Origin of the sequence: Alloyangia pacifica, assembly GCF_003111685.1 — a bacterium.
Classification (GTDB): Bacteria; Pseudomonadota; Alphaproteobacteria; order Rhodobacterales; family Rhodobacteraceae; genus Salipiger; species Salipiger pacificus_A.
In genome coordinates this window covers 159,428-178,109 of sequence record NZ_CP022192.1, presented here as the reverse complement: position 1 = coordinate 178,109, position 18,682 = coordinate 159,428, and the positions used below count along the sequence as shown (strand labels likewise).

Annotated in this window: 15 protein-coding genes; all 15 read right to left on the bottom strand. The window is 67.1% G+C overall.

The annotated features are described in order from the left end of the window. Window positions 1-6: 6 nt before the first annotated feature. Window positions 7-978, bottom strand: coding sequence for a TRAP transporter substrate-binding protein DctP (dctP, locus tag CEW88_RS22345; protein ID WP_108970590.1), 972 nt, complete (start codon window positions 976-978; stop codon window positions 7-9). Between the two features lie 39 nt (window positions 979-1,017). After that, window positions 1,018-2,331: a TRAP transporter large permease gene (locus tag CEW88_RS22340; protein WP_108970589.1), complete on the bottom strand. Its 1,314-nt coding sequence runs from the start codon at window positions 2,329-2,331 to the stop codon at window positions 1,018-1,020. Continuing rightward, window positions 2,328-2,807, bottom strand: a complete 480-nt coding sequence (locus tag CEW88_RS22335; RefSeq protein ID WP_159099704.1) for a TRAP transporter small permease — start codon at window positions 2,805-2,807, stop codon at window positions 2,328-2,330. Before CEW88_RS22335 ends, CEW88_RS22340 begins: the two co-directional genes overlap by 4 nt. Before the next feature lie 280 nt (window positions 2,808-3,087). Next, entirely contained in the window at window positions 3,088-4,725 is a 1,638-nt protein-coding gene (locus CEW88_RS22330; protein ID WP_108970587.1) for an AMP-binding protein, read from the bottom strand. A 211-nt stretch (window positions 4,726-4,936) separates the two neighbouring features. Further along, the gene (locus CEW88_RS22325) at window positions 4,937-5,791 is read right to left on the bottom strand and encodes an ATP-binding cassette domain-containing protein (protein ID WP_108970586.1); all 855 of its coding nucleotides are present in this window, start codon (window positions 5,789-5,791) and stop codon (window positions 4,937-4,939) included. After that, window positions 5,788-6,684 carry an ABC transporter ATP-binding protein gene (locus tag CEW88_RS22320; RefSeq protein ID WP_108970585.1) on the bottom strand — a complete coding sequence of 299 codons (897 nt, stop codon included), beginning with the start codon at window positions 6,682-6,684 and terminating at the stop codon, window positions 5,788-5,790. Before CEW88_RS22320 ends, CEW88_RS22325 begins: the two co-directional genes overlap by 4 nt. Then, window positions 6,681-7,544 carry an ABC transporter permease gene (locus CEW88_RS22315; RefSeq protein WP_108970584.1) on the bottom strand — a complete coding sequence of 288 codons (864 nt, stop codon included), beginning with the start codon at window positions 7,542-7,544 and terminating at the stop codon, window positions 6,681-6,683. The genes CEW88_RS22320 and CEW88_RS22315 overlap by 4 nt, the downstream gene beginning before the upstream one ends. Next, complete coding sequence (locus tag CEW88_RS22310) at window positions 7,537-8,544, bottom strand: ABC transporter permease (protein ID WP_108970583.1); 1,008 nt, start codon at window positions 8,542-8,544, stop codon at window positions 7,537-7,539. Before CEW88_RS22310 ends, CEW88_RS22315 begins: the two co-directional genes overlap by 8 nt. Window positions 8,545-8,616: 72 nt before the next feature. Further along, window positions 8,617-10,155: an ABC transporter substrate-binding protein gene (locus tag CEW88_RS22305; RefSeq protein WP_108970582.1), complete on the bottom strand. Its 1,539-nt coding sequence runs from the start codon at window positions 10,153-10,155 to the stop codon at window positions 8,617-8,619. A gap of 120 nt (window positions 10,156-10,275) precedes the next feature. Continuing rightward, window positions 10,276-11,823 (bottom strand): phytoene desaturase family protein, encoded by a 1,548-nt coding sequence (locus CEW88_RS22300; protein WP_108970581.1) that lies wholly within the window; start codon window positions 11,821-11,823, stop codon window positions 10,276-10,278. Between the two features lie 5 nt (window positions 11,824-11,828). Then, on the bottom strand, window positions 11,829-13,379 hold the full coding sequence (locus CEW88_RS22295; protein ID WP_108970580.1) for an indolepyruvate oxidoreductase subunit beta family protein: 1,551 nt from the start codon (window positions 13,377-13,379) through the stop codon (window positions 11,829-11,831). A gap of 10 nt (window positions 13,380-13,389) precedes the next feature. Continuing rightward, entirely contained in the window at window positions 13,390-15,534 is a 2,145-nt protein-coding gene (locus CEW88_RS22290; RefSeq protein WP_108970579.1) for an indolepyruvate ferredoxin oxidoreductase subunit alpha, read from the bottom strand. Between the two features lie 64 nt (window positions 15,535-15,598). Further along, window positions 15,599-16,045, bottom strand: coding sequence for a MarR family winged helix-turn-helix transcriptional regulator (locus CEW88_RS22285; protein WP_108970578.1), 447 nt, complete (start codon window positions 16,043-16,045; stop codon window positions 15,599-15,601). After that, window positions 16,042-17,613 (bottom strand): phytoene desaturase family protein, encoded by a 1,572-nt coding sequence (locus CEW88_RS22280; protein WP_108970577.1) that lies wholly within the window; start codon window positions 17,611-17,613, stop codon window positions 16,042-16,044. The genes CEW88_RS22285 and CEW88_RS22280 overlap by 4 nt, the downstream gene beginning before the upstream one ends. A gap of 19 nt (window positions 17,614-17,632) precedes the next feature. Continuing rightward, a complete protein-coding gene (locus CEW88_RS22275; protein ID WP_108970576.1) occupies window positions 17,633-18,424 on the bottom strand; it encodes a cyclase family protein in 792 nt (263 codons plus the stop codon). Between the last annotated feature and the right edge of the window lie 258 nt (window positions 18,425-18,682).

Sequence of the window (18,682 nt, the reverse complement as noted above, 5' to 3'; positions counted from 1 at the left end):
CCGCCGTCAGTCGGCGAAGAGCTCGCGCAGCTTCGCGCCGTGCTCGGGGCTGGTCGCGAGGATCGGTTTCCAGCCGGACTCCTGCGCCAGCGCGCCAAACTCGGTGGCCGCATCCGCGTCGAGGTCGATCATTTCGATCCCTGCCTCGATCTGCTTGGCTTTCTCGGCCTCGGCAAGGTCCTGCACCAGCGAGGAGGAGGATTCGGTTTCGATCATCAGGTCGCTGAGGAAGGCCTGCTGCTCTTCGGACAGCGACTGCCAGGTCTTGAGGCTCAGGTAGAGGCCGGTCTCGACCTGGTAGAAGCCGGGGTTCACCCGCGCACCGGTCTTGTCCTGCCAGCCAAGGTCGAAGACACCGATCGAGGGCCAGCCATAGCCGTCGATGACGCCGCGCTCGAGCGCGGTGTATACCTCGCCCGGGGCGGTCTGCATCGGGGTGGCGCCAAGATCCTTGAAGAAGGCCTGGTAGACCGGCACCGAGCGCAGCTTCAGCCCGTCGAGCTTGCTGCCCTCGGGCGCCTCGTTGAGGTAGATGTGGTAGTTGATGCCCTGCGTCAGGCGGCCGAGCCAATGGATCCGGGCTTTGTCCTCGTGCAACTGGTTCATCAGCGCGTAGCCGCCGTTCTCGCGCAGCTCCGACATCGGGCGGGTGGCGAGGGTCATGGCGACGCCCTCGGGCACGAGGCTGGCGTGGAACACCGCGGTGGTGTTGGCGATGTCGACAATGCCGTTGCGCAGCGCGTTGCCGATCTCGAAGGGGGGCATGGCCTCGGGCCCGCCGATCACCTCGATCTTCAGAACGCCCTCGCCCTGCGCGTTCACCTTCGAGACGAAATCCTCGAAGGGCTTGGCGAAGGTGGTGCCGGGCTGGAAGGCGGTGATGGCGCGCAGCGTGGTCTCTGCCGCGGCGAGCGGGCTTGCCAGGGCGAGCGCTGCCGCAACGGCCATGCCTGCCGTTTTGAGGGAGCGGATTTTCATTTTTGTTCTCCGGACTGTTGGACTTGGAAAAAGGGGCTGTCAGCGCACCAGCGCGGGCAGGAAGAGTGTGAGCTGCGGCACCATCAGCATCATTATCAGTACGCCGATCTCGATCAGGATGAAGGGCGCGGCGGCCTTGTAGATGCTGACCAGCGGCACCGAGCGGCTGGCACCCTGCATGACCATCAGCAGGATGCCGAAGGGCGGGGTCAGCATGCCGAGCTCGATCGCCACGAGCATCATCAGCCCGAGCCAGACGACCTCGATGCCCGCGGCATGGGCCAGCGGCATGAAGATCGGCAGGGTGATCATCATCATCGAGATCTGGTCGATGAAGCAGCCGAGCACGAGCAGGATCAGCAGCATGCAGACGATCAGCGTCATCGGCGTGGGGTCGACGGCGTTGATCAGCTGCAACATGCCCGAAGTGGCGCCCGAGAACGACAGGATCTGCGAGAAGGTCGTCGAGGCGACGATGATGAAGAGGATCGACACCGAGACCTTCGCGGTCTCGGTCATCGCTTTGGTCAGCGCTGCCCAGCTTAGCTTGCGGTAGAGCGCGGTGGCGATGAGCGCGGCAAAGGCACCAAGACCCGCGGCCTCGGTCGGGGTGGCGATCCCGGCGAGCATGCTGCCGATCACCGCGACGAAGATGCCGAAGAGCGGCACCACGTCGCGCAGGAAGGGCACGATCCGCTCGGCCAGCGTGTAGGCGCTGGCGCTGGTGTCGCGCGGTGCGCTCTGCGGGCGGAAATGGCCGGTGAGGATCACGAAGAGCAGGAAGAGCGCGGCCATCAGCAACCCGGGGACCAGCCCGCCGATCAGCAGCTGGGTGATCGAGATGCCCGAGAGCGAGCCGAGCATCACCGCCAGCGTCGAGGGCGGGATCAACACGGCAATGCCGCCCACTGCCATGACCGGCCCGAGCGCCAGCGTCGTCGAATAGCCCCGGCGCAGCATTTCCTGCGACAGCGTGCCGCCAAGGAGCGCAGTGTTGGCGATGGACGAGCCGGAGAGCGCCGCAAAGGCGGTGCCGCCGACCACGGAGACGCATCCGAGCCGGGCGGGCAGGCGGTGCAGCAAGCGCTCGATCGCCTCGATCGCCTTGTAGGCGAGGCCGCAATGGAACAGCAGCTCTCCCATCAGCACGAAGAGCGGGATCGGCACGAGCGAGAAGGAATTGACCGACATGGACGCGTTGCGCACCAGCTGCTCGATGCCCGCGCCGCTGCCGAGGAACAGCCAGGCACCGATCAGGTTTGCGCCAAGGAACGCCAGCGCGACCGGGGTGCCGATGGCAAAAAGCATCGCCAGCACGCCGCCGAGCAGCGCGATGATCTCGAGCCAGCTCATATCCGCACCTCGCCGGTCACGATGCGGGTCAGGAACTCGGCCGTGCAAAGACCGAAGCAGAGCACCATGGGGGTCATGAGGTACCATTCGGGAAAGATGAGGTTCTTGAAGACCAGCGAGCCGAGCGCGTAGCTGTCGAAGGTCACCCGCACCGCGACGACGAGCAAGATCGCCGAGATCACCCCGCCGAAGAGGTTCGAGGCCTTCACCAGCCAGCGCGCCTTTGCCGCGCTGACGGTGCGGAGCAGCACGTCGACGTTCACGTGGCCGTGGTTGTGCAAGACCCAGGGCGCGCCGGTGAAGGTCGAGATGGTCAGAAGATACTCGGTCAGCTCGTTGAGCCAGGACCAGCGCACGAGGCCGGTGTTCCGCAGAACCACGTCGCCCACCACGAGAATGCTCAGCAGCGCCAGGGCGGCGGCGGAGATGCCGCCGCAGAGCCTCATCACCCAGGTCAGGCGTCTTGCTTGTGACATTCCATGCGCTCCCTCGTTCCGGCAATTCATCAAACATTTACTTTAGACTTCAATTAAAAGTCAACGTGAGAGAAGGGTATGCAGGAGGATGTCTTGTGTTTTAAGCGACGTTTTCCGCAAAATTGAGCAGGCGTGGGCGCAGCCCCCGCGCCAGGGAGAAATTTATAATTAAAACAATTATCCCGCACTTCTTCCGCGGTAGTGACATGCGAAGGCCCCCGGCGCTCGACAGCGAGCGCCGGGGGGCAGCCATCTTTAGGGTCGCGCCGCGGCGCGCCGGTCAGGCGCCCGCCGGGGCCGGCGCGGCATCCTTCAGGCGGAAGCGCTGGATCTTGCCACTCTCGGTCTTCGGCAGCGCCGCGGTGAAGATCACCGAGCGGGGATACTTGTAGGGGGCGATGGTCGCCTTGACGAAATCCTGCAGCGCCTTGACGGTGGCCGCGTCGGCGGCGACCCCCTCGCGCAGCACCACATGGGCCTGCACGATGATGCCGCGCTCGGCGTCAGGGGCGCCGATGACGGCGCATTCGATCACGTCCGGATGCGCAAGCAGCGCGGCTTCCACCTCTGGCCCGGCGATGTTGTAGCCCGACGAGACGATCATGTCGTCCGAGCGCGCCGCGAAGTGGAAATAGCCCTCTTCGTCCTGCACGAAGGTGTCGCCGGGCAGGTTCCAGCCATCCCGGACAAATTTTGTCTGCCGGTCGTCGGCCAGGTAGCGGCAGCCCACCGGGCCGCGCACCGCGAGATGGCCTGGCGTGCCGCGCGGCACCTCGTTCATCTCGTCGTCGACGATCTTCGCCTCGTAGCCGGTCAGCGGCTTGCCGGTGCAGCCGGGCTTGGCGTCGCCGAAGCGGTTGGAGATGTAGATATGCAGCATCTCGGTGCCGCCGATGCCGTCGAGAATGGGCTTGCCGGTCTTCTGCTCCCAGGCCTCGAACACCGGCGCGGGCAGGGTCTCGCCCGCCGAGACGGCGCAGCGCAGGCTCGACAGGTCCGCGCCCTCGTCCATCGCCAGCATCATGGCGCGATACGCGGTGGGGGCGGTGAAGCAGATGGTGGCGCGGTGCTGCTCGATGATGCGGATGAGATCGGGCGGCGCGGCCTTTTCCAGCAGCACGGCGCTGGCGCCGAAGCGCAGCGGGAAGATGGCCAGCCCGCCAAGGCCGAAAGTGAAGGCCAGCGGCGGCGAACCGACGAAGATGTCTTCGGGCTGCACCTCGAGCACCTCGCGCGCGTAGCCGTCTGCGATCATCAGCAGGTCGCGATGGAAATGCATGGTGGCCTTCGGCACCCCGGTCGAGCCCGATGTGAACCCCAGCAGCGCCACGTCGTCGCGCCCGGTCTCGACCCAGCAGGGCCCCGAGGGCTTGGCGGCAGCGGCGCGGTCGAGCTCGGCGTCGAGCCCGGAGCTGCCGTCGAAACCGACGATGCGTTTCAGGAAGTTGCTCTCGGGCAGGCAGGCCTCCAGCTCGTCCAGCATCCGCGTGTCGCAGAGCGCCAGCGAGACCTCGGCCTTGTCGAGGTGCTGCATCAATTCCTTCTTGCGCAGCAGCGGCATGGTGTTGACCACCACGGCGCCGGCCTTGGTGGCGCCGAGCCAGCAGGCGACAAGCGCGGGGGTGTTGGCGCTGCGGATGAGGATGCGGTTGCCGGGCTGAACGCCGTAATCCTCGATCAGCACGCGGGCGATCCGGCTGGTCCAGTCGGCAAGTTCGGCATAGGTGCGGCTGCGGCCCTGACCGACCAACGCGACGCGGTCCCCGAAGCCCTTCTCGACCATCCGGTCGGTCAGTTCGACAGCGGCGTTGATGTGGTCGGGATAGGCGAACTTCTCCAGCAGGAAAACCGGTTGGAGCTCGGCCGCCGGAAGATTGTCGCGGCTGAAGCTGTCGGTGTGAGCGCTGGGGCCAAGCATGAAGTCCTCCTGGGTGCCGGTCTTGGACTCATCACGCTACGGCCGCGATTTTATTTCAAGTATAAAGTTTAATCCTGAAGAAGATTTTTCCGCCCTGAGAAGATATTTCCGTTTTTCCGCTGAAAGTTTAACTTGCTACGCAACACCCGTGAAGCAGACGCTGGGTCAACTGCTTCACGCATCAATGTTCCGCCCCGCGATCCCGGCGCCGCTAGCCCAGCCAGGCGGGATCGAGCTCGGGCAGGGGGATCGCCGAGAGCAGCGTTCTGGTGACATCCGAGGCCGGGGCGCGGAACACCGCATCGACCGAGCCCTGCTCGACGATCTCGCCGCGGTTCAGCACGATCACCCGGTCGCAAAGGTGGCGGATCACCGAAAGGTCATGGCTGATGAAGGCGATGGTCAGCCCCATTTCGCGGGCGAGCTGCTTGAGCAACAGCAGCACCTGCGCCTGGCTCGAGACGTCGAGACCCGAGACGATCTCGTCGGCAAGGATGAACCGCGGCTTCAGCGCGATGGCCCGGGCGATGCCGACCCGCTGGCGCTGGCCGCCCGACAGCTCGTGCGGGTAGCGCTCGGCGAAGGCGGGGGGCAGGCCGACCTTGCCGAGCGCCGCGATCGCATCGGCCCTGGTGCCGCCGAGCCCATAGCGCTTCATCGGCTGGGCGATGATCCGCCAGACCTTGTGGCGCGGGTTGAGCGAGGACATGGGGTCCTGGAAGATCATCTGCAGATCGCGCCGCAGCGGTCGCAGAGCCGCCTCGTCGAGATGGCCGATGTCCTGCCCGCCATAGAGCACGCTGCCCGAGTCGGGCTCGAGCAGGCGCACCAGCACGCGGCCGGCCGTCGATTTGCCCGAGCCACTCGCGCCGACGATGCCGGTGATCTTGCCCGCCGGGATGTCGAAGCTGAGGCCCTTGAGCACCTCGGTGCGCGGCGCGGTACCGAGCAGCGGCTTGCGCGCAAGGTCGGGGAAGGAGAGGCGAAGATCTCGCACTCTAAAGAGGCTCGGGGCGGTTTCGACCGCCTCGGCAGCCGGTGCCCGCGGTTGGGTCTGGGCGGTCATCGCGCGCCTCCTTGCTGCCGGGCGTCGTCTTGGGCAATGGCACCCTGCAGCTCGGCGATGAGCGCCTGCGGCACCGGCGAGAAGGGCCGGTCGAGATCCGCATAGCTCGGCGTCGCCGCGATCAGGGCGCGGGTGTAGGGATGGGCGGGGTCGGTGAAGATGCGCTCGGTGGGCGCGTCCTCCATCACCTTGCCGGCAAAGAGCACGGTCACCTGCTGGCTGATCTTGGCGACCACCCCCATGTCGTGGGTGACGAAGAGCACCGCGGTGCCGGTCTCTTGCTGCAACTCCCGGATCAGCCGCAGGATCTGCTTCTGCACCGTCACGTCGAGCGCCGTGGTCGGCTCGTCCGCGACGATAAGCCGGGGCGAGGGCGCAAAGGCGGCGGCAATCAGCACGCGCTGGCGCATGCCGCCCGAAAGCTCGTGCGGGTAGCTCTCCATCACCCGTTTCGGATCGCGGATGTGCACCCGGTCCAGCAGCGCCAATGCGGTGTCGCGGGCCCTGGCACGGCTCCAGCCGTGGATGCGCACCAGCGGATCGGTGATCTGCGGGCCGATCCGCCGCGCCGGGTTCAGCGCGGTAAGCGGATCCTGCGGGATCAGCGCGGCGCTCTGTGCCACGGTCTTGCGCCGGGTCCAGGGAGTCATCGCGTTCAGGTGCTGCCCTTCGAGCAGGATCTCGCCCCCCGTCACCCGCAGGTTCTGCGGCATGATGCCGAGCACCGCCTTGCCGATCATCGACTTGCCGGCACCGCTCTCGCCAACAAGCGCGCGGACCTCGCCGGGGCGCAGGCTCAGCGAGACGTCGCGCAGCAGGCGGTGGCCGTTGGGGAGCGCGATGCCGAGCTGCATCACGTCGAGCGTGTTGAGGTGGGGTTGCGAGCCTGTCATTGGAGCACCGGATCGAAGCGTTGTTTGAGACCCTCGCCGAGGGTCGAGAAGCTCAGCACCGTCAGAAAGAGCGCGATCAGCGGGAAGAGCAGCACCCACCAGGCGAAGTGGATGGCGTTGCGCCCCTCGGCGATCATCGAGCCCCAGGTCGGATCATCGGACGAGATCGAGAGATTCACGAAGCTGAGGATCGCCTCGACGATCACCGCAATGCCCATCTCGAGCATCAGCAGCGCGATGATCGAGGGCAGCACGTTGGGGAGGATCTCGCTCAGCAGCGTGCCAAGGCGGCGGGCGCCGCCGATGCGGGCGCTGTCGACGTAGTCCATGCGCGCCTGCACCATGGTCTCGGCGCGGATCACCCGCGCGAACCGGGTCCAGTCGATCAGTGCGATGGCGGCGATGACCGAGGTGAGCCCTGTCCCCATGACCGCCACCAGCAGCACCGCGAAGAGCACCGGCGGGAAGGCCATCCAGATGTCGACCAGCCGCGAGATCACCCGGTCCCACCAGCCGCCGAAATAGCCCGCGACAAGGCCGAGCGCGGCGCCGAAGACACATGTGACGGTGGCGGCGATAAGGCTGACGAAAAGCGCGATGCGGGCGCCGTAGATCATCCGCGACAGCACGTCCCGGCCAAGGCTGTCGGTGCCCAGCCAGTAGCCCGGCTCGTGACCGGCCATGAAGGCGGGGGGCAGCCGTTCGAGCATGAGATCCTGCATCAGCGGATCCTGCGGCGCCACCAGCGGGGCGAACATCGCGGCAAGCGCCACGGTGCCCAGCCACAGCAGCGGCAGCCAGAGCCGGAGGTTGAGCCTGCGGGCGCGGCGGCGCGGCGCGGCGGCGGTGATGTCAGCCATGGCGGAGCCTCGGGTTCAGCAGCGTGTAGGACAGATCAACGAGCAGATTGATGACGATGAAGAGCGCGGCAAAGAGCAGCACGATGCCCTGGATCAGCGGCAGGTCGCGGTTGATCACCGCGTCGATCGCCATGTTGCCCAGCCCCTCGTAGGAAAAGATGCGCTCGACGATGACCGTGCCGCCGATGAGGAAGGTGAACTGCACGCCGACAAGGGTGAGCGTCGGCAGGAGCGCGTTGCGCAGCGCCTCGCGCAGGATCACCGAGGTCTCGGAGAAGCCGCGGACGCGGGCCAGCGTCGTGTAATCCTGCAGCAGCACTTCTTTCAGGTTCTGCTTCAGCAACTGCGCGATCATCGCCGCGAGCGGCAGGGCCAGCGCAAGCGCGGGCATCAGCATGTGCGACAGGGTCGAGCCAGCCACGTCGAAGCGCCCGCGCAGAAGCCCCTCGAACGTGTAGAAGTTGGAGGTGAAATCGACGTCGATCTGCGGATCGATCCGGCCCGAGATCGACAGCACCGGCCAGAGCACCCCGAAGAGCAGCACGAAGACCAGCCCCCAGAGGAAGTCCGGCACCGAAAGCACCGCACCGCTTGTCAGGTCGAGCCCGACCTCGGTGGCGGTACCGCGCCGGCGCGCGCCGATCACCGCAACGGTGACGCCAAGCGCCACGGCGATGAGCAGCGCCATGATCGACAACTCCAGCGTGGCAGGAAGGCGCGAGAGCACCAGCTCGTCCACCGGGCGGCGCAGGGTGATCGACGTGCCGAAATCGCCCTGCAGCACGCCGCCGAGCCAGATGACGAACTGCTCGGGCAGGCTCTTGTCAAAACCGTAAAGCGCCTCGAGCGCGGCGATGTCGGACTCGGTCGCGCCGGGGGGCAGCATCATCGCGATGGGGTTGCCGGGCGCGACGCGCACCAGCACGAAGACCACGACGGCAACGCCGAACAGCGTGACGGCGGTGGTCAGAAGGCGGATCAGGATCGTCTTCAGCAGCATGGGGTCAGAACCCTCCGATGCGCCCGAGCCGAGGCGAAGCTCGGCCCGGACGGTCTTGCAAGATGCGCGAAATCAGGCCTTGGAGATCGCCTGCGGCAACAGGTCGCCCGAGGTGTAGGGCGTCACCGCGACCGTGCTGCGGAACACCACCGGCATCACGTATTGCAGCAGCGGGATGACGTAGCCTTCCTCTGCGATGTAGCGCGAGACGTCCTTGTAACCGGCGATGCGCTTGTCCTCGTCGGGTTCGGCGAAGAGCGGGCCGATCTTCTCGACCAGGTCGGCGCTGTCCCAGACAGCGTGCGGCGAGGGGCCGAACATGGCAAACCCGGTCGAGGTCGAGGGATCGCCGATCGAGTTGCCCCAGTTGTAGAAGGCCGCCGGAGCCAGCGTGTCGGCGGCCCGCAGCTCGTAGTGCTTGGCGATCTCGTAGACCTCGATCTCGGCCTCGATCCCGACCTTGCGCCACATGCCGACGATCGCCTGGATCATCTCGTAATCCTTGGGTTTGAAGCCGCGCGTCGTCTGGATGGTGAACTTGACCGGGGTGTCGGTGGAATAGCCCGAGGCTGCCAGCAGCTCCTTGGACTTCTCGGGATCGTAGTCGACGGTGATGCTCTCGTCATAGGCGGCATAGCCCGGCACCTCGAGCGTCGAGAGCGGCACGCCGTAGCCGCGCAGCAGCCGGTCGATGATGAGCTGCTTGTCGATGGCGTGATGGGCGGCAAGCCGCACGTTCTTGTCGAGCATCACGTCGATGTCGTTGAGGAAGATCATGCCGATGTCGGTGATCGGCACGGCCTCCCCCTCGAGCCCGTCCTTGGCGATCAGCCGGTCGTATTCCTCGTAGGGGATGTTCGAGGTCACATCGGAATTGCCCGACTCGATCTCGGCCACGCGCGAGGCGGCGTCGGTGACGAACTTGATGGTCACGGTCTCGAAGGCAGGCTTGTCACCCCAATAGCCGGGATAGGCCTTGAGCCGCACATAGGCGCCCTGTTCGAAGGCGTCGACCATATAGGGGCCGGTGCCGATGGGGGCCTTCTCGAAACCCTCGGCGCCGACTTCCTCGTAATAGGTCTTGGGCAGCACGAAGGCGGTCAGGAAGGCCATCCACTTGAAGAGCGCGGGCTCGAAGTCCTTGACGTCGGCGGTGATGACGTTGCCGTCGACGCTGAAGTTACCGATCTTGCCCCAGACGAACTGCATGGGGTTGCCGGTTTCGGGGTCGCCCGCGCGAGTCAGCGACCAGACGATGTCCTCGGGGGTCAGCGGCGCGCCATTGTGCCAGGTGACGCCTTCGCGGACGGTCATGGTGATCTGCGACTTGTCCTCGCTGAAGCCCCAGTCGGTCAGCAGCCCGGGGCCGAACGAAAGGTCGGGGGCCTGCGCGATATACCGGTCGAAGACCGCGAGGTAGACCGACTGCAGCGCCGGGTTCACCGCGGCGGGACCGGTGGTCGGATCCCAGCTTTGCACGGGCAGGTTGTAGGCGATGGTCAGGCTATCGCCGCTCTGAGCGAGCACGCCGGTGCCGGTTGCCAGAAGCGCGGTGAGCGCCGCCGAGGCACCCATGAAGCCGCGCCGGGAAAGGGGTAGGCTGGAGGTCATCTTTCTGTCTCCTGTTGGTCTGTGCGGCCCGGTTTTCTCGGGCTCTTCGGTGATTTTGATTCTTTTTTCAAATTTCTATGTTTGAACTATTCAAGCGCATCTCTGCACCTCTGGCACGGCCTACTTGAGGCCCTGCGCCGTAAGAAAGCCCGATCCCGCCCCGGTTCCGGCACCGGGCCAGCACGCTGCCCCGATCATGTGCAGATTGGCGATGGGCGTGCGCCCGTCGGCAAAGCCACGCACCGGGCGGAAGAGGAAGTTCTGCGTCAGGTGGTGCGAGCCGCAAATCTGGTCGCCGCCGACAAGGTTGGGATTGCCGGCCTCGAGATCGAGGGGCGAGACAGCGGTGCGGGCAAGGATGGTCTGGCGGAACCCGGGGGCCTGCTCCTCGATCAGATCGAGGATGCGCTCGCTCATCGGTGCCTTGGCATCCTCCCAGTCTGTCGCGGAAATCTCTCCCCTGGCGTCGCCCTTGATGACCGCGGGCACGACCCGTGCCTGCACCCACAGCGTGTGCTTGCCCTGCGGCGCGCGGCTGGGATCAAACAACGTCGGTTGGCCCACCACCAGCAGCGGTGTCGCGGGCAGCTGCCCGGCCATCGCCTCGGCATAGGTCTTGGCGGCGACGTCGATCGAACGCCCCACGTGGACATAGGCGTAGCGCTTCAGCGCCTCGGCCGCCCAGGGCACGGGCGCGTCGAGCGCGAGGTGCAGCATCATCGTGCCGGGCGCGTGGCGGAAGCTCTCGAGCCCGCGATCGAAGCGCGTGTCGCCCGAGCCCTCGCCGAGCATCCGGCGCAAATGCTTCGGGGCAAGACCGGCGAGAATGGTTGAGGCTTCAATCGTTTTTCCGTTCGCGACCACGCCGGTGATGCGGCCTTTCGCGTGCAGGATCTGCGCCACCTCGACGTTGCAGTCCACCGAGCCGCCATGCGCCTCGATCATGCCGACGAGCGCGCGGGTGGCAACGTCGGCGCCGCCCTTGCCGATCACCATGCCCATGGCCTGACCAGCCATCGCCTCGAGGTAGGGGAAGATCGCGCCGCCCGCGATGTCGGGCGCGAAATCGAGGTGCATCCCCCAGGACGCCAGCGCGGTGCGCAGGCGCGGGTCCTCGAAGGTCTCGTCGAGCCATGTCCGCGGCGAGGTCATCAGAAAGCGCGCCATGTCGAGGCTGCGGGCCGTGCCGAGCTTGCGCCAGCTCTGCCAGAGGAAGCGCGCGAGGGGGCCGCGGCGCATCGGCGTGCCGAGCAACCCGCCGAGCACGCCCGCGCGCTCAGGGAACTCGGCCATCAGCGCGCGCCAGCTCGCCCTGTCCGCCTCGCAGGCGAAGCCCGCCAGCGTCTCCTCGACGACGGTGGAAATGCCGAGGTGATCCCCGGGCTCCAGCGCCTGTGCGAAGGGGTGGGTGACCGGCACGAACTCCAGGCCGTGACGGGCCATTTCGGCGCCGTGCCGCGCCATGAAGGCCGAGCCCGCGAACATCGACAGGTTCATCGCCGCGACGTCATGGCGGAAGCCGGGCAGGGTCAGCTCTTCGGTGCGCACCGCGCCCCCCGGTGTGGGGCCGCGTTCGAGCACCCGCACGGGCTTGCCGCGCGCCGCGAGATCCGCCGCGGCAACGAGCCCGTTGATCCCGGCGCCGATGATGAGAATGGGGCCTGGCATGGCGCTCACCCCGCGAAGCTGCGGACGGTGGCGAGCGCGCCGTCGAGCTTCTCGCCCTCGACATCGTCGAGCGCCGCGGTGCGCAACCGGCGCATCCAATCGGCGGCATCGGGGCGGCCCGCGAGCAGATCACGTGCGCCCATCACCTTGGCAAACTTGGACAATCCGCGCGCGTGGGTGTCGGAGTATCCCTTGATCAGCCGATAGTTGGCCAAAAGCTCGGTCGCCAGCGCGCGGTCGGTGGCGGCGGTCTGCAGAACCGTGTCGAACCAGGCGGTGACGTGGCGCATCTCGCTGTCGTGGCGCAAGAGGCGACGTCGCAGCGGGCGAAGCGACGACACCAGCCAGAGCAGGGCAAACCCCGAAAGACTGTCGGTGCGGATCCGGCGACCCTTGTCGAAGTGGCGGGTGTACCAGGCCTCGAGCCCCTTGCGGGATTGCAGCCAGCGGCCCAGCCCGCGCGGCATCGTGGTCGCCAGTTCCTCGAAGCGCGGGTGGAAATACTCGGTGAGCATCAGCAGCTGGCCGTCGTTGACCACCACCTCGTCCTTCACCCGGGCAAAGCGGGTGGCGCGGGTCTTGATGTCGGCGACGCGCAGCAGGTCGTCATAGCAGAGCGCCCGGGCGCAGTACTTCGCCGCCGCCGCGCTCATCTCGTAGGGGGCGGCATCCGCCGCGACGGCGGTCTCGACCATGCTGAGGTAGTCGGCGCCGTAGTCCAGATCCTGGTAGTCGACGACCTTCTTCAGCCCCAGCCCGGCCATTTCGCGGACCTCGGCGGGAAGCGCGGCGAGCCGCGCCTCCAGCGCCGCCCATTGCGCGCGCAGCTTTTCGGGCACGTGCAGCACCGGCACGGGCGCGTCCGCTTCGCTCTCGGGGGCCGGGGCAGGGCTCGCGCCCGTGGCGATGTCATAGGCGGCGCCGAAGGCGCGCAGCGAGGCCTCGACACCTCGCCCGGACGCGCGGATCACCTCTTCGTAGCTCTCGCGCGGGAAGGGCAGGGCGCCCGAGCCCGCCAGCGCGCCGAGCAGCGACGACGAGATCACCGAGCCCGCCTGCTTCGCCACGGTCTCCATGTCGAAGGCGACCACGTGGTCGGCGGCGATGCCCATGGCCTCGATCACCTCGGGGCCGTCGGCGCGGCCATCGCCCGGCGCGATCTTCTCGGAGACGGCAGGGATGCGGTGGGTCGAGGCGATCATCGTGGTGCGGCCCGGGGTGACGAAGCCGCGCAGGATCGCCCGCCCGCCTTCCATCAGCTCCGAGGCCATGAGGATGTCGACGTCGCCGATGGCAGGCGACAGCGAGAACACCGGCATCCGCCCGGTGTCGCGGCACATCTCGACGTAGTAGATCGTCGCCCCGGTGCGCTGCGCGACGCCCGCGACCGAGGTCGACTGCGCGCGGTAGCCATTGGCCTCGGCCACGGCGACGATCCAGTTGGTCAGCACGCCGCCGCCCTGTCCGCCGACGGCGAGCGCTGCGAGGGTGATGATCTTTTCGCCGTCCGGTCCCGGGGAGCGGCGCGCGACGAGCGGTTTTGTCTGCATGTTCATGGGCATACCCTCAGGCGAAGACGACGCGCTTGGCATCGCGGCGGCGCTGCAGCCACGAGATGATCCGGCCGCTGCGCTGCGCGCGGCGCGTCTCGCGCTGCGTGGGATTGGTGACGATCTCGGCCTGATAGAAACTGGGGCAGAGCACGGCGGCATCGGCCACCTCGCCGCAGTTGCCGCAGCCGACGCAGGTCTGGTCGATCGCGGCGACGGGATCGTCGCGCAGCGGATCGCCGGTGTCCTTGACCGAGAGCGACGGGCAGCCCGAGAGCCGCATGCAGGCATGATCCCCGGTGCAGACATCCTCGTCGACGCCGAAGCGCGGGCGCACCACGCGCTTGCCCTCCTTGGCCGCCTTGGCCAGTTCGGGCTTCACCCGGCGCTGCTTGTTGAGCATGCATTCCGACGAGGCGACGATGACCTTGGGGCCTTCCTCTTCGGTGGTCAGCGCCTCCTTGAGCGTGTCGCGCATCTTGGTGACGTCATAGGTGCGGTCGATCTGGCGCACCCATTTGACCCCCATGCCCTTCACCGCGTCGACGATGGAGTTCTGCGTCTGCTTGGTCTTGTTGACCGCCCGCGACGACAGGATGTCCTGCCCGCCGGTGGCCGAGGAGTAGAAGTTGTCGACGATGACGATCACGTTGTCGGACTTGTTGAACACCGCATTGCCGACCGAGGAGGTCAGCCCGTTGTGCCAGAAGCCGCCGTCCCCGACGAAGGAGATCGCCCGGCGCCCCTTCTTGTTCTCGTTGTGGAAGGCAGCCGCCGAGGCCGGGCCGAGCCCGTAGCCCATGGTGGTCGCGCCGAGGTCGAAGGGCGGCATGATCGAAAAGAGGTGGCAGCCGATGTCCGACGAGATGTGGTGCGGGCCGAGCTCTTCCTCGACCAGCTTGGTGGCGGCGAAGATCGGGCGCTCGGGGCAGCCGGTGCAGAAGCCCGGCGGGCGCGCCGGCAGGGTCTGCGACAGATCGGGGATGGCGATGGGCTCCTCGTTGGTCGCCACCTTGGCGACCGGAAGCACCTCGGGCGCGTGTTCGGATAAGAAGGCGCCCAGACCCTCGACCATGACCTGCCCGGTGTATTCGCCGCCCATCGGCAGCTTGCCCTTGCCCTCGAGCTTCACCCGCTTGCCCGACTGGTAGAGCATGTGGGCGACCTGCTGCTCGATGTAGTTGGGATGGCCCTCCTCGATGATCAGCACCGCGTCCTTGCCCTCGCAGAAGTCGAGGATCTGGCTGTCCACCAGCGGGTAGACGCAGTTGAGCACCAGCATGTCGATCTCGGTATCGCCGTAAAGATCGGCGAGCCCCAGCCGGTTCAGCGCCCGCACCACGGTGTTGTAGGTGCCGCCCTGAAGGATCAGCCCGACTTTGCCGCGGGCCGAGCCGAAGCGCTCGTTGATGCCCTTTTCCACGATGAACCGCTCGGCGGCGGGCTTGCGCTTGGTGAGCTTCTCGGCCTCGTGGATGTAGGTCGCCGGGGGCAGCACGATGCGGTCGAGCTTGCGCTTGGGGTTCTCCAGCGCCTCCGAGACGGTCATCTCGGGGCGCTTGTTGTCCGAGGCTTCGAAATGGCCGTGCACGTGGCACGAGCGGATGCCGACCTGCAGCATGACCGGGGTGTTCGACAGTTCCGACAGCTCGAAGCCGTCGCCCACCGCCTTGACGATCGAGGGTAGATTGGGCCGCGGGTCGAGCATCCAGACCTGGCTCTTCATGGCAAAGGCGTAGGTGCGCTCCTGCATGATCGACGAGCCCTCGCCGTAATCTTCGCCGACGATGATCAGCGCGCCGCCGGTGACCCCGCCCGAGGCAAGGTTCGACAGCGCATCCGAGGCGACGTTGGTGCCGACCACCGACTTGTAGGTGACCGCGCCGCGAATGGGGTAATGGACCGAGGCGGCGAGCATGGCGGTGGCGGTCGCCTCCGAGGCCGAGGCCTCGAAATGCACGCCGAGCTCGCCAAGGATCTCTTGCGCGTCGGCCAGCACGTCCATCAGGTGCGAGATCGGCGAGCCCTGGTAGCCGCCGACATAGCCGACGCCGTTTTCCAGCAACGCCTTGGTGATCGCGAGAATGCCCTCGCCGGTGAAGGTCTCGCCCTCGCCCTGCTTCAACTTCTGGACTTCCTTGGCAAAGGAACGCTCGGCCATGGGTGGTCTCCTTGGGTGCCGATCCCGGGCTGTTCAGAGATGACGCCCGTCCGGTCTTTTCGTGTCAGAAATCGTGGTGTCGGATGTCGTGCAGCACGCGCTGCAGCAGATCGTGCAGCGTCGCGCGCTCTTCGTCGTCGAGCGCCTGCAGCATGCGGTCGCGCATCGCCTGCATCGCCGGCCAGGCGGTCTCGTAGGCGGCGCGGCCCGCGTCGGTGAGGCTGATCTTGCGGAACCGGCTGTCGCCGTCCTGCGCCTCGCGGCGCACCAGCCCCGCGCTCTCCATTGCGTCGAGCGTGCGCGACAGGGTCGGCTGCTTGATGACGGTCAGCACCGACAGCTCGGTGATCGTGTAAGGCCCGCTCTCGGCCAGCACCGCCAGCGCCCGCATTTGAGGCACCGAGACGCCGACCTCCTTGAGCGCGGTCTCCACGCTCTTGTTGTAGCGCGCGCCGATGCGGTTCAGCAGGTAGGGGGTGAAGGACTCGAGGTCCCCGGGCGCGCCCGTCATGCGCCCAACTCCTTGGCCACCAGAAAGCCCGACCCGCCCGACAGGCCCGGCCCGGGGTGGGTCGACGCGCCAATGTGGTAGAGCCCCTTGAGGTCGGTGCCGTGCCGCGTGCTACCGGCGAACGGCCGCCAGAGGAAGAACTGGTCGAGCGTGCAGGCGCCGCCATAGGGGTCGCCCCCGACGAGGTTCATGTTGTAGCCCTCGAGATCGGCGGGCGAGATCGCGCGGCGGGTGACCACGCTGTCGGCAAAGCCGTCGATGTGCCGCGCGAGAATGGCCTCGATGCGGTCGGCAAAGGCCTCGCGCAGGGTCTCGGTCCAGGCACCGTCGGCGGGCACCTCGATCTCTCCGGCGGCATCGCCCTTCACCTGGCGCGGAGCCTCGGGCATCTGCAGCCAGAGCACGCTCTGACCCTCGGGCGCGCGGCTCGGGTCGGCGGCGCAGGGCTGGCCGACGCAGATCGTCGGCACCTCGGGCAGCATGCCGCGCTCGGCCTCATTGCCGGCCTTGGACACGCCGTCGAGCCCGGGTGTCAGATGCAGGAGCTGCACCGTCTCGAGCCCCTCGGTCTTCCAGTTCACCGGCCCATTCATCAGGTAGTGCAGCTGGAAATTACCCTTTCCATAGCGGTATTTGCGCAGATCATCCTGACGTGTGGGCTCGGCGGCGAGCGTGCCGTAAAGCTGCTGCGGCGTGACCGAGGCGAGCACGGTCTTCGCGGCAATCGTCTCGCCGCTGGCGAGCCGCAGGCCGGTGGCGCGGTCCCCGTCGCGGGTGATCTCGGCAACCTCGGCAGAGGTGCGTACCGTGCCGCCGTGTTCCTCGATGATGGCAATGAGACCGCGCACCATGTTGGCGGCGCCGCCCTTGACCACCGGGGCCGAGGCGGCCTCGAGTGCGAAGCCGATCACCTTGCCCATCTGTCCCGAAAATGCCGCCTCCGGGCCCAGCCCGGCGTGCAGGCACCAGGGCGCCCAGAGGGCCCGCGACAAATCGCTTTCAAAGGCGCTTTCGAGCCAGGACCGCATCGGCTGCAGCGCGCCGCCCATCACCGTGGCAAGGCCGCGCGGCTTGCGCTTCCAGGTCTCCTTGGCGAGCAGCTTGGCGGTCTGCTTCGACCAGGGATCGCCCCCCATCAAGCCAAAGAGCAGCTCGGCGTCGGAACCGAAGGCCTCCAGATCGCGGGCCAGCTGCGCGCCGTCGCCGTCATGGGCCGCGTCGAAGGCCGCGACATTGGTGGCGCGGTCGGTGGTATAGGTCAGCGCGCGCCCGTCCGGCAGCAGCACGCCCGTCGGCGTGTCGGTGGCGCAGAACTCCACGCCATGCCGGGCCAGATCGGCGCCGAGCGCGCCATGGGCGCCGCCGGTGACCCAGAGAACGAAGGTGGTGGCGAGGGGATCGTAGGTGACCCCCTCGGCCAGGTCCTCGGAGCGCATGCAGCCGCCCGCGACCGCCTCGCGTTCGAACACGGCGACGCGCTTTCCCGACCGGGCGAGCAGGGCCGCCGCGGTCAGCGCGTTGATGCCGCTGCCGATGATGGCAACGTCGGGAGAGGTCGGGACGGTCATCGGCGCGCGCTCCTTCGTCTTAGGCGGCGACCAGCGCCAGCGCGCGGATCGGCGAGCCGGTACCCTTGACGATCTTCAGCGGCGCGGCGACGAGGATCGCCCCCTTGGCCGGCAGCTTGTCGAGGTTGGTCAGCGAGGCCAGCCCGTAGCGGTTGTGCTTGTGCAGCAGGTTGTGCGCGGGGAAGGGGATCTCGAAGCCGCCAGCGGCGCCGGCGTCGGTGCCAATGCACTGGGTGCCCCAGCCGAGCGCCTTTTTCTCTTCCATCAGGTACTGGATCACCTCGGCGGTCGGGCCGGGGGTGTGCGGGCCCGCCTCGTCGGCGTTGAGATAAGCCGCCTCGTCGCCGTTGTACTGGTCCCAGTCGGTGCGCATCAGCACCCATTCGCCTTCCTTGATCTCGCCGTGCTCGGCCTCCCAGGCCTTCACGTGCTCGACCGTCAGCAGGAAATCGGCATCCTCCGCGGCCTCTTTCGAGCAGTCGATGACATTGGCGGGGGCGGCGAAATACTGCGGGTTGATCGTGTCGACCGAACCGTCGGCATAGTCCTTGCCGGTGATCCAGTGATGCGGCGCATCGTAGTGGGTGCCCGAATGCTCGCCGATCTTCAGCCAGTTCCACGCCCAGAACGGGCCGCGGTCGCCGTATTCCGAGATCTTATGGATCTCGATCTTCGGCGTGTCGTCGGCGATCTCCGGCGGCAGCTTCAGCAGCGGCGTGTCGGGGCCGAGCGGGGCGGTGCAGTCGATCACCTGGATCGACCCGTCCAGCAGGCCGCTGGCCAGCGTCGCGAGGGCGTCTTGGTTGGTCATTCGGAGGTCTCCCTGTGGTGGTGTCAGTGACTCGTTGGCCGGTCGTTCTTTTCGATACATGCAAATACATATAATTTTTTTCTTCAAGAACGAAATTTATAATCCTGTCATTTTTTGGCCCTGATCGGGTATCGGCCCGGGCAGAAATGCCCCCAACGCTGCGATTATGAGCATCAGAGCGCACCATATCCGCAAGGGATACATATCTCGGGGCATTCCGAACCATGCCCTGCACAGCGACTCCCGGTGCGCAACAGC